A 15,714-nucleotide genomic window follows, 5' to 3' on the forward strand; every position below is an offset into this window, starting at 1 on the left:
GATGGTTCCTTTTTCGTGAATTCAGACGCGTGCGGTGCGCGGGTCGATGGCCTGGGTCGCCAGGTCCACCAGCAGGTTGACCAGCACGTAGATCGCTGCCGCCAACAGGGTTACGCCGAGCACCAGTGGCACGTCCTTGCTGGCGGTAGCGTCGAGCATCAAACGGCCGATGCCTTGGCGGCCGAACAGCAGTTCCAGCACCACGGCGCCGCCGAGCAGGCTGGCGAATACGTAGCCGGCCAGGGTCACCAGCGGCACCAGGGCATGACGCAGGGCGTGGCGCAGACGCACAGCGATGTCCCCCATGCCACGTGCACGGGCCTGGGTGATGAAGGGTTGTTCCAGCACCTGCTCCAGCGACTGGCGCAACACCTGGGCAAGCACCGCCGCGATCGGCAGCGCCAGGGCCAGGCTCGGCAGTACCAGCGAGCGCCAACCGCCAGACCCGGACGGCGGCAGCCAATGGAAGTGGAACGCGAAGGCCAGCAGCAGCACCGTACCGATCACGAAGTTGGGGGCCGACGACAGCAACAGCTCGATGCCCGACACCACCGCCCGCAAACGCCGCCCGCGGTTGGCGGTGAGCAGCGCCGAGGCCACCGCCAGCAGCACCGCCAGCACAGCCGCGCTGCTGGCCAGCGCCAAAGTCGCGGCGGCCTGCTCGCCAATCGCCTGGCCGACCGGTATGCGCAGCCGGTACGACTCGCCCAGGTCGCCCTTGGCCAGGCGCGCCAGGTAGTGGCCGTACTGCACCCACAGTGGTTGATCGAGGCCGTACTCGGCACGCACCTGGGCCAGCAGCGCTTCGCTCGGCATCGCATCCGGGCCGCCGAGAATCGCCAGGGCGGTGTCGCCACCGCTGTGTTGCATGCCGAGAAAGGTCAGGCTGGCCGCTGCCCATAGCACGACCACACCGTCACGCAGACGGCGCAGCAAGATCGTCAGCAGTTTCATGGTTGCTCCTTGGCCAGCCACACGCTGGTGAACAGGGGAACATTGTGCGAACCATCGAACAGCACGCCGCCGACCGCATTGCGGTAGGCCAGCAGCATCTGGCTTTCCACTGAAGGCACAGCCGGTACTGTCTCGCCCAGGCGTTGCTGGGCCTGGCGATACAGCTCGCGGCGTTGCGCCGGGTCGGTGCTGCGCCGGGCGGCGCCGAGCAACTGGTCAAGGGTGGCGTCACGGAAGTGGCCGACGTTCTGGCCGATCATTCGTGTGCTGGGGATGGATTGGCTGTGGTAGAGGATGTACAGGCCATCGGCCGTGTTGGTGTGCCAGTAGCCGCCGCCGATGGCGTCGAAGTTGCCGCGGTAACGCAGCTCCATGACCTTGCTCAGCGGCAGCAACTCGATGCGCAGGTCGAAGCCGACCTTGCGCAGGTCCGCCTGGGCCGCCACCGAGACATTGGCCGGGAACGCCGGGTTGTCATAGGTCAGCAAGGTCGCCCCGAGGCGCTGGCCCGCACGGCTGCGATAGCCTTCGGCATCACGCTCGGTCCAGCCGGCGGCGTCGAGCAAGCGCCCGGCTTCGGCCGGGTCGAAGGCCAGGGTGTCGCGGGCCACCGGGTCATAACCAGGCGTATTCACGGCAAGGAAGTCTCCCTTGGCCAGGTATTCGCCGAAGCCGGAAATCCATGCCAGGCCATCACGGTCGATGGCCTTGGCCACGGCCTGGCGCACCCGCACATCATCGAACGGCGCACGTTCGACATTGAAGGTGATGCTGCGCGATGGGTTGCCCTTGCGAATACGATTGCGCAGGGTCAGTTGCGGGTTGGCGCGGATCGCTGCGGCATTCTGCGCCGGTGCGTCCAGGGCCATGTCGTTGTCGGCAGCTTCCAGCGAGGTGTAGCGGATCATCGCTTCAGGCACGTAGCTCAGCTCGATGCCATCCAGATACGCCTCGCCCTGGTGGTTGATCGCCGGCGGCGCCCAGTTGTACCCCGGGCGGCGAACAAAGCTGGCACGCTGGTCGCGCACCCAGCCGGTCAACACGAAAGGCCCGGTGCCGATGGGCTGACTGGCAATGGTCTTGGGCGCCTCGAGGATCTGCCGTGGCGAGATCATCCCCAGCCAGGCCTGCGACAGTACATCGAGAAACGGCGCATAGGGCGCACGCAGGGTTGCCTCGAATGTGTACTCGTCCACCACCCTCCCCTGCAGGTACGGCGCGATATAGGCGGCGGCCAGTGGCGACTTGGTCGTCGGGTCGCGCATGTGTTCGAGGTTGACCCTTACCGCCTCGGCGTTGAAGCGCTCGCCATCGCTGAAAGTGACGTCGTCACGCAGGTGGAAGGTGTAGGTCAGGCCGTCGGCGCTGATGTCCCAGCTTTTCGCCAGCCACGGAGTGAGGGTGCCGTCTTCGGCCTGGTACACCAGGCAGTCGAACAGGATGCGGCCCATCCACTGCATGTTGCCATTGGACAGCGCGTGGATATCGAAGCTGCCAGCGTCGCTCGCCGCCGACACGCGCAGCGTGCCACCGCGATTGCCGGGCTGCTGCTCGACGAAATCGCTGGCCGGGTAGCGCATCACGCCGTTCACTTCGCTGAGCGCTTCGCCCTTGAGCGGCGCCTGGCTCTGCGCGGACATGGCGGGTGAGCAGGCGGCAGCCAACAGCGCGCTGGCCACCAGGCATGTATTGAATAATCGAGAATTCAGCTGCACAACGGGCCCTTTATATAGACGGCTACATAAAGGGCTATTGCAGTTGTCGTGCCAGCGCTAACACTGCGCATTCATTGGGGTTAGTTCAATCCACCTGACGCATTAACCATACAAACTGTTTCATCCCTGTTGCGCTGACAACATCCAACCCTTTGGGCTGCGCTGTCGCGCAGATAACTGAAGTTGCAAGCAACCCGCTTCCCCTGTGGGAGCGGCTTTAGCCGCGAAGAATCGAACGCGGTGCATGGCACCGGCTACGCCGGTGTTCGCGGGCATGCCCGCTCTCACAGGGATCGCCCAGCCTTTAGAAATTGAGTAAGACAGTTGCTCCCACAGGTTGCGCCATAGCATTCGGATATTTGGATATAACCTGCACTGTTCCGCAAACAACAGAGGCGCAACAAAATTTGCTGTTTTGTTCAGCACTTCACAGTAAAACTTTGGCCACACCCCCAAACTTCCGGCCTTTCGCCAGCTGGCACAGAAACTGCTCTTACACATTCCGACAGGCCTGACTATTCCCATAGAACGCCGAGGACCTACGATGACTTGCAAGGAACTGAACGATGCGTGCGATTCAACCCCATCCACTGCGCCTGGCCATCCGCCACGCCGCCCTGGCCACCGCGGCCACGGCCCTTCTGGCCCCGGTCACGGTACTGGCCGCTGAGCAAACCCTGGGCACAGTGACCGTGCAGGCCGCCAAGCAATCCGAAGTGCAACAGGCCGCCAGCGCCCTGGCCGAGGTGCCCGGCGGCACCAGCGTGGTCGACAGCGAAGAGGTCGCCAAAGGCCGCACTGCCACACTGCAGGACACCCTCGGCTACCAGCCAGGGGTATTCGTGCAGTCCACCGGCGGCAACGACGCTGCGAAGATCTCGATCCGCGGCTCCGGTGCCAATACCTCGCCCGGCTATTTCCGTGAGGGCATCAAGTTCCTGTTCGACGGCCTGCCGCTGACCGGCCCTGGCGGCACACCCTACGAATTCCTCAACGCCAGCGGCGTGAACTACACCGAGATCCTGCGCGGCGCCAACGCCTTTCAATATGGAGCGCTGACCCTCGGCGGCGCGGTCAACTTCGTCAACCACAGTGGCTACAGCGCCCCTGGCCTGCGCGTGCGCGCCGAGGCCGGCAGCTACCACTACCAGAAGCAAAGCATCAGCTACGGAGGGGTCGAGGGCGACCTGGACTACTACCTGCAGGCCGACAACTACCGCAACGAGGGTTTCCGCGACTACAGCCTGTCGAAAAGCTCCGGCATCGTCGCCAATGCCGGCTACCGCTTCAGCCCCAAGCTGGAAACCCGGCTGCTGCTGCGCTACCGCGACGAAACCCACAACGACCCCAGCGCCACCACCCTCAACGCCGCACTGCACCACCCGCGCCGTGCCAGCGCCACCGCCGAGAGCAGCGGCGCCGGTGCGCGCCGCCCGGGCAGCATCTGGGTAGGCAGCAAGACCACTTATACCTTCGACGACGATGCACGGCTGACCTTCGGCCTGTCGTATCACGACTATCGCCATACCAACAGCCCGCGCAGCCCGAGCAATCCCAGTTACTGGGACTGGCACGACCTCGGCCTGCTGTTGGGCTACGATCGCGTCGACTACCTGTTCGGCCACGAAAGCCGCAGCAACATTGCCTTTACCTCGACCCAGCACCTGCGTGGCGGGGTGAACTCGGCCAATGACGACAAGCTGTCGCTCAAGCAGGTCAACTACAAGGATTCGTTCGACCGGGTGATTGCCCTGGGCAACGATATCAACCTGGTCGACAACCTCTGGCTCACCAGCGGCGTGTCGTTCATCAACGTACGGCGCAAGATCAACATCGACCACGCGGTAAACCCCAACACCACCACCTTCCCGCAGCACGTGGACTACGACAACTGGAGCGTCGCCCCGCGCATCGGACTGCGCTACGAGTTCAGCCCGAACCTGCAGGTATTCACCAACTTCAGTCGCAGCATCGACCCGCCTGCTTCGTGGGAATATTCGGGCTCCGGCCCGGCCCTGCCTTACATCCGCCCGTTGGTGGAGCAGAAGGCCAACACCTTCGAGGTCGGAATCAAGGGCTCGCACGGCATCTTCGATGGCAGCCTGGCCCTGTACCGCTCGTGGATCCACGACGAACTGCTGAATGTGCAAATCATCCCCGCCACGTCATCGTCGGCAGCGGTCACCGGCGCCTTCAACGCCTCACCAACCATCCACCAGGGGGTCGAAGCCGGCCTCAACACCCGCCTCTGGGAAAACCCTCAAGGCGACCTGGTACGCTGGCGTCAGGTGTACACCTACAACGACTTCTACTACCGGCATGACGACAGGTTCGGGGACAACCAGCTGCCGGGCGTGCCCAAACACATCTACCAGGGCGAACTGCAGTACCAGGACCATAGCGGCTGGTACACCGGAATCAACGTGCAGTCAGCCTCGCGCACGGCAGTGGACTACGCCAACAGCCTGTATGCGCCGTCGTACACCATCTGGGGGGCGAACCTGGGGTATGAAGCGCCGAAGGGCAACTGGAAAGTGTCGCTGGACCTGAAGAACCTGGCGAACAAGGCATACGTGACGGCAGTGACGCCGGTGTACAACGCGCGCGGGCAGGACACCGCGTCGTTCTGGCCGGGAGACGGGATTGGCGCATACGTGGGGGTCGAGTACAGGTACTGAGCAGGCGGCCACGCGTTTGATGGCACGTCCGTTGTGCATTCGAAACCGAGCACCGTCCCACGGTGCTCGATCTCGAGGAGCGCTGTTCGCGCCGAAGGGCTTCACAAGGTAAATGGAAAGGTTTCAGCATTGACCTGAATCAATCAAACGCCATGGGCGGTGTTGTAAACAGCACACCGAACATAGGGGGATGAAGTTTGATGAGCGAGTCCAACCAGGCAACCAGAATTATCTGCAACAATCTTGAACTGGCCGATCAGTTGCGCCAGTTGCTGGCGCCTATCGCACCCGATTGCGAGGTGTTGAGCACGTCTGACAATTGCAGTGCCGTACCGCTTTGTCGCTGGCTCGGTGAAGCTCAGTTGGGCTCGGCTGGGCAGGTACAGGCTGCACTGCTGGATGCCACCGAGGTGCTCGAACAAACCCGACACGCCTTCAAGTCCCGCGAACTGGGTTTGCTGCGGCGACGCTTGGTTGCATTGCTGGATAAATTGTCGGAAGATCCCCAATGATGTAAATGTGCCATCACCAGGTTCCGCCCTGCGGGAACCGGCTTTGCCGAGCAGGATAATAGGCCTGAAAGACGAAGCGCCGTGGCAACAAGTTCTCGAGCAGAACTTGTTGCCACGGCGCTTTTTTTTGTTCAGCACAAAGGAATCTTCTCCAACACCGGGGGATGTGAATGAAGGTGACAAAAGACCTCGAGGAACTGCTCAAGCGTATCCGTCTCGATCACGCCGAGATTGTCGAACGCTTTCGTTTTCTTGACTGGAGCGCCGAAGATGCCAGGCGACTAGGCGCAGCAGCTCAGTACATGGCCCCGTCCCAGCAGGCTTTCGTCGACCATCTGTACCGTCACCTGGCGGAATTCTCCACGCCGTCTGCGTTGCTTCGCACACCGGAGGTCACCGCCCGCTTGAAGCAGAGCCAGGCTGAGTATTACCAGTGCCTGTGGGGCGGCCCCTACGATGAAACCTACGTCAACGGCCGCCTGCGCATCGGTGTAATCCACCAGCAGATCGGCCTGGAGTTGAAGTGGTACCTCGGCAGCTATCGCCTGTATCTCGATGACATGCTTGAAAGCGTGTTCGGCGACAGCCCGGATGCCACGCTCTATTCAAGCCTGTTGAAGGCGGTGTTCTTCGACATGACGCTGGCCATCGATACTTACAGTGCGACCCAGCACAAGGCGCTGGAAGACAGTGAGGCGCGCTTCGCCCGCGCGCTGCGCGGTGCCAACGACGGGCTGTGGGACTGGCATGTCGATCAGGATCGGCTTTACGTTTCGGAGCGTTGGGCCAGCATGCTCGGCCTCAGCCGCGATTGCATCGGCGAGAGCAGTTCCAGCTGGTTCGGTCGCGTGCACCCGGACGACCTACCGGATTTTCGCCATGCCATCGATGCCCATCTTCAAGGGCAGACATCGTCCGTTCACCATGAGTACCGGATCCGCAAGCACAACGGTGACTACATCTGGGTCCTGGCGCGAGGGGTCGCCGAAATGACCACCCCTGGCGAGCTGCGCATGGCTGGCTCGCAGTCTGATATCAGTGCACGCAAGGATGCCGAGCAGCGCCTCCAGCATACCGCCCAGCATGACCCGTTGACCGGCCTGGCCAACCGTATCCGGCTTGACGAGCAGATGCAGAAGACCTTCAGGAAGCAGCGCAAGGGCGGGGACTACGAGGCGCTGCTGTTCATCGACCTGGACCGCTTCAAGCTGATCAACGACAGCCTCGGCCATAACGTCGGTGATCGCGTGCTGGTGGAAGTTGCAGCGCGCTTGAAAGAGTCGCTGCGCCCCACAGACCAACTGTTCCGCTTCGGCGGCGACGAATTCATCGTCCTGCTTCACGACCTCACCTGCGACCGCGACGCCGAGCAGATATCCCAACGCATTCTCGACAACCTGCATCGACCGCTGCACATGGACGGCCGTACCCTGGTGGTCAGCGCCAGCATCGGCATTGCGCCATTGCACGACGATGGCAAGGCCCTGGATGTCCTGCAGGCTGCCGACCTTGCCCTCTACCGAGCCAAGTCTGCCGGCAAGGCGCGGTTCGCCCACTACGACGAAACCTTGCAGGACACCGCACAGCAGCATCTGGAACTGGAGTCGGCGCTAGGCCAGGCGTTGCAGCAGAACGAATTCGAACTGTACTACCAACCCATCTATCGTCTGGGCCAAGGGACACCGCTGGTGACCGGGGTCGAAGCGCTACTGCGGTGGCGCCATGGCGAACGTGTGATCTCGCCACTTGAGTTCATCCCTGCGCTGGAGGAATCCGGCGAGATCATCCGCGTCGGCGAATGGGTACTGCGCCAGGCCTGTCAGCAGACCCGGGCCTGGCAACTGGCCGGGCATGAGCGCCTGCGCTGCTCGGTGAACATTTCCAGCACCCAACTGGAACAGGCCGACTTCACCCTCCGGCTGATCGATATCCTGCAAGAAAGCGGCCTGCCTCCCGCCAGCCTGATCCTGGAAATAACCGAAAGCCAACTGATGCATGACGACATGGACACATTGGCCTGTCTGCACGAGTTGACCAGCCTTGGTGTTCTGCTGGCACTGGATGATTTCGGCACGGGTTACTCCTCGCTTGGCTACCTTACGCGCTTTCCACTGCACATCCTCAAGCTCGACAAGAGCTTCATCACCGGCGTCCCTTACGAGAACAAACAGAGCGCGATCAGCCAGGCGATCATTGTTCTCGGCCGTAGCCTCGGCCTGGAAGTAGTGGCCGAAGGCATCGAGAGTTCGGCCCAGCTCGAATTCGTGGTCGGTGAAGGCTGCCACTACGCCCAAGGTTACTGGTTCAGTCGGCCACAACCCGCCGCCCAGATACAACACCTGCTCAGCACAGAAGACCGTTTCGAGGGAAGCGCAGTTGCGCGGCGCGTACCAGTCAGTTCAGGAGAAAAACAATGAAAAACAATCTTCCGGTCAGTGGTCGTGCCGTCGAATTCAGCGCAAACGCGAACATTCTTTCAACAACCAACCCCAAGGGCGCCATCACTTACGTCAACCCCGACTTCGTCAACATCAGCGGGTTCAGTGAAGCCGAACTGCTCGGCGTCAATCACAACATCGTGCGCCACCCGGACATGCCGCCGGAAGCCTTTGCGCATCTGTGGCAGACACTCAAGGCTGGGCGCTCGTGGATGGGGCTGGTAAAAAATCGCTGCAAGAATGGTGACCACTACTGGGTCAGCGCCTACGTCACGCCGATGCAGCGCAATGGCGAAACAGTGGAATACCAATCGGTTCGCACGCTACCGGCCAAAGCGCTGGTGCAAGCCGCAGAACATCTCTATGCGCAGTTGCGTAGTGACACAAAGGCCAACTGCCTGCGTATGTCACGGCTATCCGTGGGCATGCGCCTGGTACTCGCCAGCACTGGCGTGAACCTGCTGTGCTTTGCTGCCTTGGGCTCGCTGGGCGCGTTGGCCTGGAGCCATGCCGCCCTCTCCATGATGCTATCGAGCTTGCTGCTCGGCGGCCTGTTGCGCTTCAGCCTGCGCCCCCTCGACGCCCTTGCGCACAAAGCCAGGAAGATCGCTGACAACCCTCTGAGCCAGATCCTCTACAGTGGCCGCCGCGACCAATTTGGCCAGATCGATTTCGCCCTGCAAATGCTCGAAGCCGAGACCCGGGCAATAGTCGGACGCATTGCCGATTCGTCCCGCCAGTTGAGCAAGGAAGCCGAAGCGCTCGTGTCTGCAGTGGACAACAACAATTGCGCGACCCTCCGGCAGCAGGGGGAAACCGCCCAGGTAGCCAGCGCAATAACTCAGATGGCCAGCAGCGTGCAGGAAGTGGCGCGCAACGCTCAGCTCACCGCCAGCGCCGCGAACCTGGCCAATCAGGAGTCCGACCGCGGCCACCAACTGGTCGAGCAGACCCGCCAGCACATTGATAGCCTCGCCAGCGAGGTGCAACAGACCAGCATGGTGATTCACCAACTGGAACAGCATGGCAATGAAATTGACCGCGTGCTCGAGGTCATTCAAAGCATCGCCGAACAGACCAACCTGCTGGCCCTCAACGCCGCCATCGAGGCTGCCCGCGCCGGTGAAGCCGGCCGCGGTTTCGCCGTGGTCGCCGACGAGGTGCGCGGGCTGGCTTCACGGACTCAGCAATCCACCGCCCACATCCAGGGCACCATCGAAACCTTGCGCCGCTCCACGGGTAGTGCCGTGCTGGCGATGCAGCGCAGTCACAACAAAGCTGAGGTCAGCGTCGAACAGGCACTGCTAGCTGCCCGTGCGCTGGACGGGATCACCCAGCGCGTCGATGAGATAAGCGGCATGAGTGTACAGATCGCTGCCGCCGTAGAGGAGCAGAGCGCGGTGGGTGACAGCATTCAATGCAACCTGGCCGGTATCAGTCAAACCACCCAGAAAAGCGTGCTTGCCAGCAACCAGAGTCGCACCACTGCCGCCCACGTCGCCAAGCTGGCCGAGCGCCTTCAACTGCTGTCGGCGCAACTTTGGGGGCGCCAGCGCCACGGGTGACGGGTTCGCACCTTATTTTCAAGCCAACCCTCACAAGCCGGCCTGCGTGGTCGGCCCCAGCTTTGGCGACTTCTGCAACAACCCTCGTGGCAACTGGAAACCTTTGAAAGGCTCTTGCGTGATAGGGTTGAAGGCTTTCTGTGCGTTAAGCCGGTAGCGCATCACGCCATCGCCGGTCCTGAAGCTCAGGTCCACGCTGGTCGCCGTGCGCCCATTGAGCGAGCCACGGCTGAGCAAGCGGAACATCGACCAGGGGCCACGGTACTCAAGGCTGCTGCTGTTTCCGTTCTGCCGGAGCAAGGTCAGGTTACTGCGCACCTGCTGCCCCAAGGTATTGGGCCAGACGACACCGGTGATCTGGCGCGGGCCATGGGTGTAGGGAATCAATTGACCGTCCAGGTCCAGCAAGCTTGTACGCTGGTTGGCACTCAGGCCCAACGGCTCGATGCTGAACTGCACACTCAGGTTGCCGCGCTGATCAAAGAAGGTCTCACGGATGCGATCTGCCCGCTCCAGCTGTTCGAGCACATCACTGCGGATCAGTGATTGCCCCTGCTGGCCGGCCTGCAGGGCTTCGAGGTTATCCTTCAGAAACACCTTCAGGTATTGATCATGAAACTGCTGCAGCCGCCCCTTCGGCCCGAAGAAGGCTTCAAAGTCGTCCAGCGAAGCGTCGGGAGCTTTCACGACGAAGGGGTAGCGCCCTGCCAGGCGCTGCTGGAAGAAGCTGTACACCTCGGCGTCCCAGCGTCGCTCCAATTCGCGCAGGGCTTCGACATTTAGCACTTGTACTGTTTGATCGGCGATCTTTCTGACCTGGTGGTTGATCGGTTCCGGTAAGCCGGTGGCCACACGCTGCAGGGTGCCGATGGGGTCTTGCCCTGTCATCGAGAATCGCTGATGCACGGCCTGCAGTGCGGCCTTGCCTCGGTCGGGGCTGTTCTGCACCGCCTTGGCATAGTCGTGCACGGCCGCAATGGCACCGAGAGTCTCGTCGTAGTAGCTGGGTTTCTCACCGGTTGCCTGCAGCATGGCACTCAGCCCGGCAAAGGCCCGCTGAATGGCCCAGGCCTGTTGTTGATCAGGCTTGCCACTTGTCGGTCGCAACGCTTCGACCTTCCCGGGTGCCTCAGCGACAACGGCTGATGAAAGCGAAGTGTTGTCCCTCACTGCATCCAACAACCGATGCAGGGGTGCTGCTGGCCCGGTCAACTGCTCCAGAATCGCGATACCATGATCAAGGTCGCGGAAGTCGGCCACCGAGAAGGCGTTCAAGGCACGGCGCCAACTGTCAATGAAATCGGCGTTGTACAGGTTACGTAGGCGTTCGCCCAGCGCCTCCCGGTCGGCATCCGAATAATCGAGCTGATCGCGCTCACCCAGTGCCCACTGGTCGATCATCGCCATATCTGCAAACCGCTCGCTACGTGGCTCGAAATACTCTTTGAAACCCTTGGCGGTGAGCATTGGCGCTATCAGGACACCATCGCCCTGCCTGAGGCCGGGAGAGGACTGATACACCACATCGAACGCTGGCCCCACCTGATGACGCAGATCCAGGCCGGCATTCAACTGCGCGCCAGCCTGCTGTTTCAGGCTCGCGTAGACCCGCTCTGGCAGTGGTACCTTGCGCAGCACCTGCTGCACCTTGGCCATACGCTGGCTGTACTGCGGAAGTTCGGTATCGGCATAGGCCAAGGCATACTTCAGGTGCCGCATGAGGTCGCGTTGCAATTGCCCCTGCCCGGGGAACTTCAGTTGCCACTGGCGGGCCATCCAGTCCTCGACCCATTCGGGGCGGCGGCTCTGGCGGTCCTCCAGCATTCGATAAACCCGAAGAGCAGCCATCTGCTGTTCGCTGCCCGGCGGCGCGGCGTCCATGGCATCGATCACACCGCTGGCCAAGGCTGGCAGGAAGCGCCGGGAGAGCAGACTCAGGTAGGCCTCGTCGACGCGAGGGCCAATGGCGCGCCCCTGATACAAGCCAAGGTCGGAAACACCCGGCCACGCGTCACGATAGTTGCCAAACACCGACACGGCATCGCGTATCTGGTCCAGCGGCTCCAACAGGTTGCGCCCGGTGGGGTCCAGACGCTGGTCCACCTCGTGATGACTGTACTCTCTACTCTTGGCGAGCACATTGGCGGCCTTGGCGCCATTGATGTCAAAGTAGCGTTGCCAACTGGCGATGGCGACACTGAAGGCCAGTACGCCTACTGCAGAACCAACCCAAAGCAACCGACGCTTGCCGCGCGCTACCTTGATGTTGTCCCCAGCAAGGCCAGCCTCCTGATAGATGACTCGTCGGAAGGCGTGCTGAATGAAGTAGACCAGCGCCTGCCCCTGCGCCTTGCCTTCACGCAGCGGAAACTCGGTCTTGTACGGCTGTGCCGCCTCACGCACGAACGCATTGAGCATGTCGCCCTGCTGCAAGACCGAAGACCAGTACACGCCACGTACCAAGGCAGGCGTGGTGAAGCGGTCACTTGCGAGGGTTTCTTTCAGGAAGGCCAACAGTATCGGACGCAGCCCGATCAACTGGGCATGCAACGTGAACAAGCGAACTCGCAACGGCGCTCCGCCCAATACATCGAGCCGGTCCACTACCTGTTCAAACAATTGCCTTATCAACCGATCGTAATGATCGCCATATTCATCCAGCCAGGCATCGAACGTGCCGACCGCGTCCAGTTTGAAGGTGAAGCCCAGCATGTTTTCCCGCATGGCGGCGGGAAGCCCAGCGTACAGCTGGTCGAAACCGTCCAGCAGATCGAATTTGGCCAGTACCACATACAGCGGCAGGCGCGAGCCCGACTGACTGCTCACTTCATACAGCCGCGTGCGTAGCACATGTGCCAAGGCGACACGTTGCTCAGGCGTGCCATGCAATAGCGCAGGCAGGTCAACGACCAACAGCAAGCCGTTTAGTGCCCTCTGGCTTCGATTACGTACCAGCCAGCCCAGCATGTGTTCCCACAACCTGGCCGAGGTGGTAGGTGGTGCTTTCGACGTGTCTGACTCCTCGGCGGATGAACCTGCCAACGATTCCTGACGGACGAATGCGCCCGGCGGGTCGATGATCACCGCGTCGTTGCTGACCCACCAGCCTATCGGATAAGCCAACACCTGCGCTTGCCTGCCTCGCGCTTGTGCCTTGTCGATGCGAGTCAGGGAAAAACTCTGTTCGGTACGGTCGATGAAGCTGGTCTTGCCGGCCTGTTGGTCGCCCACCACCAGATACCACGGCAGTCGGTACAAGGCACGCCTGCCACCCGCATTGTCCAGGTAGCGTGCCAGCCCTTGGTCCAAGGCTTTCTCCTGTGCCTGGACGAAAGGCAACACGTTGTCCAGTTCAGCGTCCACCGCCTGCTTGCGCTCGGCCTGCAAACGGCGAAAACGCCTGCGCAGCACCACAAGCCAGCAGAGTAGCGGCACCAATACAAGCGCCAGGCTGGCCAAACCACGATGTGCCACGCTAGCCAGCGGCTGCTGCTCGCGCCAGACCCATTGCGGGCCGAGCCACCAGATTGCAACCAGCATCAATGCGGCACCCAGCCCGAGCAGCAGCGGCATGGCCAGGCCGATGCGGGCCACCAGGGGCAAGCCCCAACGTTCAAGATGCTTCCACAGTTGATTCATCGTGACTCCCGTTCCTTGTTCCAATCAGCCCTTGATGGGCAGTGCACGCGTACTGCTGAAGGCGTTGAAACACCTCAGGCTCCCAGGCGCTGGCGGTGGTTTCCTGCATCGTTCGGGCAACGCCTGCGCACAAGTCCTGGGCCAACCAGGACACGCCCCGAGCTGCCAGCAGATCAGCCGCGATCACGGTGGTATGGCAGCGCTCACGCAGGCTGCGGAAGTCCGCCTGCATGCCCTGCAGCCTGAGCAACACCGCTTCCACGCCGCTGGTTTCCAGTTGGCAGGCCAGCTCCTCTCGCAACGTGGCGAATTCCTGAGAGGCTGCGTCCGAATCGGATTGCCCTTGTGCCCCCCTGAGCCACCCCAGACATTGGTCATCGACAAATACCTTGCCGTCGCTGAAGCACAACTGCTGCAGCGCGGGCATGCGCTGCACGAACCGCGCGGTCGCAGCGCGAATGGCCTCAGCTACCTCGCCCATCGCCAGCCGCGTGGCAGCGCTCGCTGCCAGAAAGCTGCCGCGAATCCAGTAGGGGCAAGCCGTCACGCTCTTTTCGATCCGCTGCAGCAGCGCCGCGTCGATTGCAGTAGCGGCAATGGCATCTTCATAGTCCCCGGCAATGTCCTGCGGCACCGCCATCAGCTCCGTGCGGTTGCCCTGCCTGGTTTGAGGCGGCGTCTGGATGTGCGCCCACAAGCCGAACCGACGCAACTGGTAGCCAGCAGGATCGTAGGGATCTTGTTGATTGATCAGCTCGGCCATGGTCAGCATGGCCCTTCGTGATTCCCGCTCGTTGCCCAACGACACACGGGGCATCGGCGTGGCGATGACCTCGGCCAGGGGCGCAGACTTGATGCCCTTTGCGGGGGGCTTGTCCGTAGTGGGCTCGGCGAGGCCGTTTGAAAGTTCCGTGTGCTTGCGTAGCAGGAGCTCCAGTTCGCCAAGGGCCGCTTCATCGAGCTGCGCTGCTTCCCGCTGCTGTTGCAGACGTTGCAGCGCGCCCTGAGCCGCCGCGGCGTGCGCGGGGCTGAACGTGAAGCGGTCCAGGCGCGGCAACGCCAGGAGCAAACGGTTGAGCATCAGGCCAACCAGCTTGCGCTTGCCGAGGAACCCTTTGGGGCCCGGTTTCGGATATGCGCTTTCCCAATAGGCTTCGACCATGCCGGCCAGCAGTGCGACGGTAAAACCCCAACGCTCCCAGCATTGGCTGCGTAGCCAAGCGACACCCAGGTGGGCGACGATGCGCAGGTGCTTGCACTCCTGGCCCAGGTACTGGCGGGACGCTTCTTCGATATAGGCCCAGTCGATGGAAGGCTCCTGCAACCCACCCAGCTTGACCATTTCCTGGTCGATGGCCTGGTAGGTTTCGTTCTCCACGTCGAACAGGCCGGCAGGGTTCTGCGCGTCGATTGGGGCAAGCAACCGGGCAATTTCCTGTGCGGTGACCTCTGCTACCAGCGACATGCCTTGCGCGCCTCATCGATGAGTGGGTCCAGCCCCTGGGCGTCGAAAACCAGCCCATCAACGGCTGGGTTGTCGCTCTCGACCTGAATGCGATGGGCCCCGATCAGTGGCTTGATCTGCTCGATGCCCGGCAACCCCCTGCCAGCGTCAAGCACCTGGCCGTTCTCCGTCACCTGCCAGGGAGTAGCGAGGGTGGAACCACGCTCCCCCTGCAATCGCACCATCACCCGGCCGGCATCGATGGGTTTTGCGGTAACCAGTTGCAACCTGGAAATGTTCTGCACACAACTGATCACCAGGTAGGGGTACGGTGCGACCGAAGCGATTGCGGGCGCCGAGATCATCAGCCCGTCATCCCCTTTTTCGAGGCGGAACGTCAGCTCCTCCGGCGGCCGCCCCGCCTCATGGGTCATCACACGACGCAGCGTGGGCGAATCCTGCTCCGGCGCGGACCATTGCAGTTTCGTCACATGCGCCGGGGTGCCAGCGGCCTGGTCGAAACAAGCCAGACGTTCGACGTTGGAAACGATCTGCGGGCAGTCCCTGGTCTGGCTTGCCAAACTTGGCGCCAGGGAGAGCAACATCGAAAGCCCAACGCCATATGCATAGCGGACAATCATTGGTTTCACTCACTCATCAAATATGGCAACAGCACTACCCGACTGACCAGTCACGCTTCAACAGCAGTCATCAAATACAATTACTGGATAGTGGAGCATCGAAACGTAACAAAGGCTAGCGCCGACAA

8 protein-coding genes and 2 pseudogenes are annotated in these 15,714 nt (G+C 62.0%); 5 read left to right on the forward strand and 5 right to left on the reverse strand.

Annotated elements, in window-relative coordinates; genetic code table 11:
* Positions 1-21: 21 nt before the first annotated feature.
* Both JV551A3_RS18100 and JV551A3_RS18105 read right to left on the reverse strand, forming a co-directional pair.
* Entirely contained in the window at positions 22-954 is a 933-nt protein-coding gene (locus tag JV551A3_RS18100) for an ABC transporter permease (protein WP_133974022.1), read from the reverse strand.
* Positions 951-2,594 (reverse strand): ABC transporter substrate-binding protein, encoded by a 1,644-nt coding sequence (locus tag JV551A3_RS18105; protein ID WP_133974024.1) that lies wholly within the window; start codon positions 2,592-2,594, stop codon positions 951-953. The genes JV551A3_RS18100 and JV551A3_RS18105 overlap by 4 nt, the downstream gene beginning before the upstream one ends.
* A 641-nt stretch (positions 2,595-3,235) precedes the next feature.
* Between JV551A3_RS18105 and JV551A3_RS18115 the strand changes: the two genes are divergently transcribed.
* From JV551A3_RS18115 to JV551A3_RS18130, 5 genes and pseudogenes are all read left to right on the forward strand, one after another.
* Positions 3,236-5,347: a TonB-dependent receptor family protein gene (locus JV551A3_RS18115; protein ID WP_133974026.1), complete on the forward strand. Its 2,112-nt coding sequence runs from the start codon at positions 3,236-3,238 to the stop codon at positions 5,345-5,347.
* Positions 5,348-5,547: 200 nt separating this feature from the next.
* Positions 5,548-5,859: a hypothetical protein gene (locus JV551A3_RS18120; RefSeq protein WP_133974028.1), complete on the forward strand. Its 312-nt coding sequence runs from the start codon at positions 5,548-5,550 to the stop codon at positions 5,857-5,859.
* A 170-nt stretch (positions 5,860-6,029) separates the two neighbouring features.
* Positions 6,030-8,276, forward strand: a complete 2,247-nt coding sequence (locus JV551A3_RS18125; RefSeq protein ID WP_133974030.1) for a putative bifunctional diguanylate cyclase/phosphodiesterase — start codon at positions 6,030-6,032, stop codon at positions 8,274-8,276.
* A pseudogene (locus JV551A3_RS31430) lies at positions 8,273-8,602 on the forward strand (PAS domain-containing protein); the annotation flags it as partial. The gene JV551A3_RS18125 and the pseudogene JV551A3_RS31430, both read left to right, overlap by 4 nt.
* Positions 8,603-8,722: 120 nt before the next feature.
* Complete coding sequence (locus tag JV551A3_RS18130) at positions 8,723-9,862, forward strand: methyl-accepting chemotaxis protein (RefSeq protein ID WP_372239057.1); 1,140 nt, start codon at positions 8,723-8,725, stop codon at positions 9,860-9,862.
* Positions 9,863-9,892: 30 nt separating this feature from the next.
* Here JV551A3_RS18130 and tssM read toward each other — a convergent pair whose 3' ends face one another.
* From tssM to vasI, 3 genes and pseudogenes are all read right to left on the reverse strand, one after another.
* Positions 9,893-13,501: a type VI secretion system membrane subunit TssM gene (gene tssM, locus JV551A3_RS18135; protein ID WP_133974034.1), complete on the reverse strand. Its 3,609-nt coding sequence runs from the start codon at positions 13,499-13,501 to the stop codon at positions 9,893-9,895.
* Positions 13,498-14,966 (reverse strand): annotated as a pseudogene (gene tssA / locus JV551A3_RS18140) (type VI secretion system protein TssA). Before tssA ends, tssM begins: the two are co-directional and overlap by 4 nt.
* Positions 14,954-15,586, reverse strand: coding sequence for a type VI secretion system-associated protein VasI (vasI, locus tag JV551A3_RS18145; protein ID WP_177421335.1), 633 nt, complete (start codon positions 15,584-15,586; stop codon positions 14,954-14,956). Before vasI ends, tssA begins: the two are co-directional and overlap by 13 nt.
* Between the last annotated feature and the right edge of the window lie 128 nt (positions 15,587-15,714).

The sequence above is a fragment of the Pseudomonas inefficax genome, assembly GCF_900277125.1.
Classification (GTDB): Bacteria; Pseudomonadota; Gammaproteobacteria; order Pseudomonadales; family Pseudomonadaceae; genus Aquipseudomonas; species Aquipseudomonas inefficax.

Bases quoted from the DNA above. Each gene is read 5' to 3' on its own strand.
- JV551A3_RS18100 (WP_133974022.1), bottom strand. From the start codon at position 954: ATGAAACTGCTGACGATCTTGCTGCGCCGTCTGCGTGACGGTGTGGTC.
- JV551A3_RS18105 (WP_133974024.1), bottom strand. From the start codon at position 2,594: ATGTCCGCGCAGAGCCAGGCGCCGCTCAAGGGCGAAGCGCTCAGCGAA.
- JV551A3_RS18115 (WP_133974026.1), top strand. From the start codon at position 3,236: ATGCGTGCGATTCAACCCCATCCACTGCGCCTGGCCATCCGCCACGCC.
- JV551A3_RS18120 (WP_133974028.1), top strand. From the start codon at position 5,548: ATGAGCGAGTCCAACCAGGCAACCAGAATTATCTGCAACAATCTTGAA.
- JV551A3_RS18125 (WP_133974030.1), top strand. From the start codon at position 6,030: ATGAAGGTGACAAAAGACCTCGAGGAACTGCTCAAGCGTATCCGTCTC.
- JV551A3_RS18130 (WP_372239057.1), top strand. From the start codon at position 8,723: ATGCGCCTGGTACTCGCCAGCACTGGCGTGAACCTGCTGTGCTTTGCT.
- tssM (WP_133974034.1), bottom strand. From the start codon at position 13,501: ATGAATCAACTGTGGAAGCATCTTGAACGTTGGGGCTTGCCCCTGGTG.
- vasI (WP_177421335.1), bottom strand. From the start codon at position 15,586: ATGATTGTCCGCTATGCATATGGCGTTGGGCTTTCGATGTTGCTCTCC.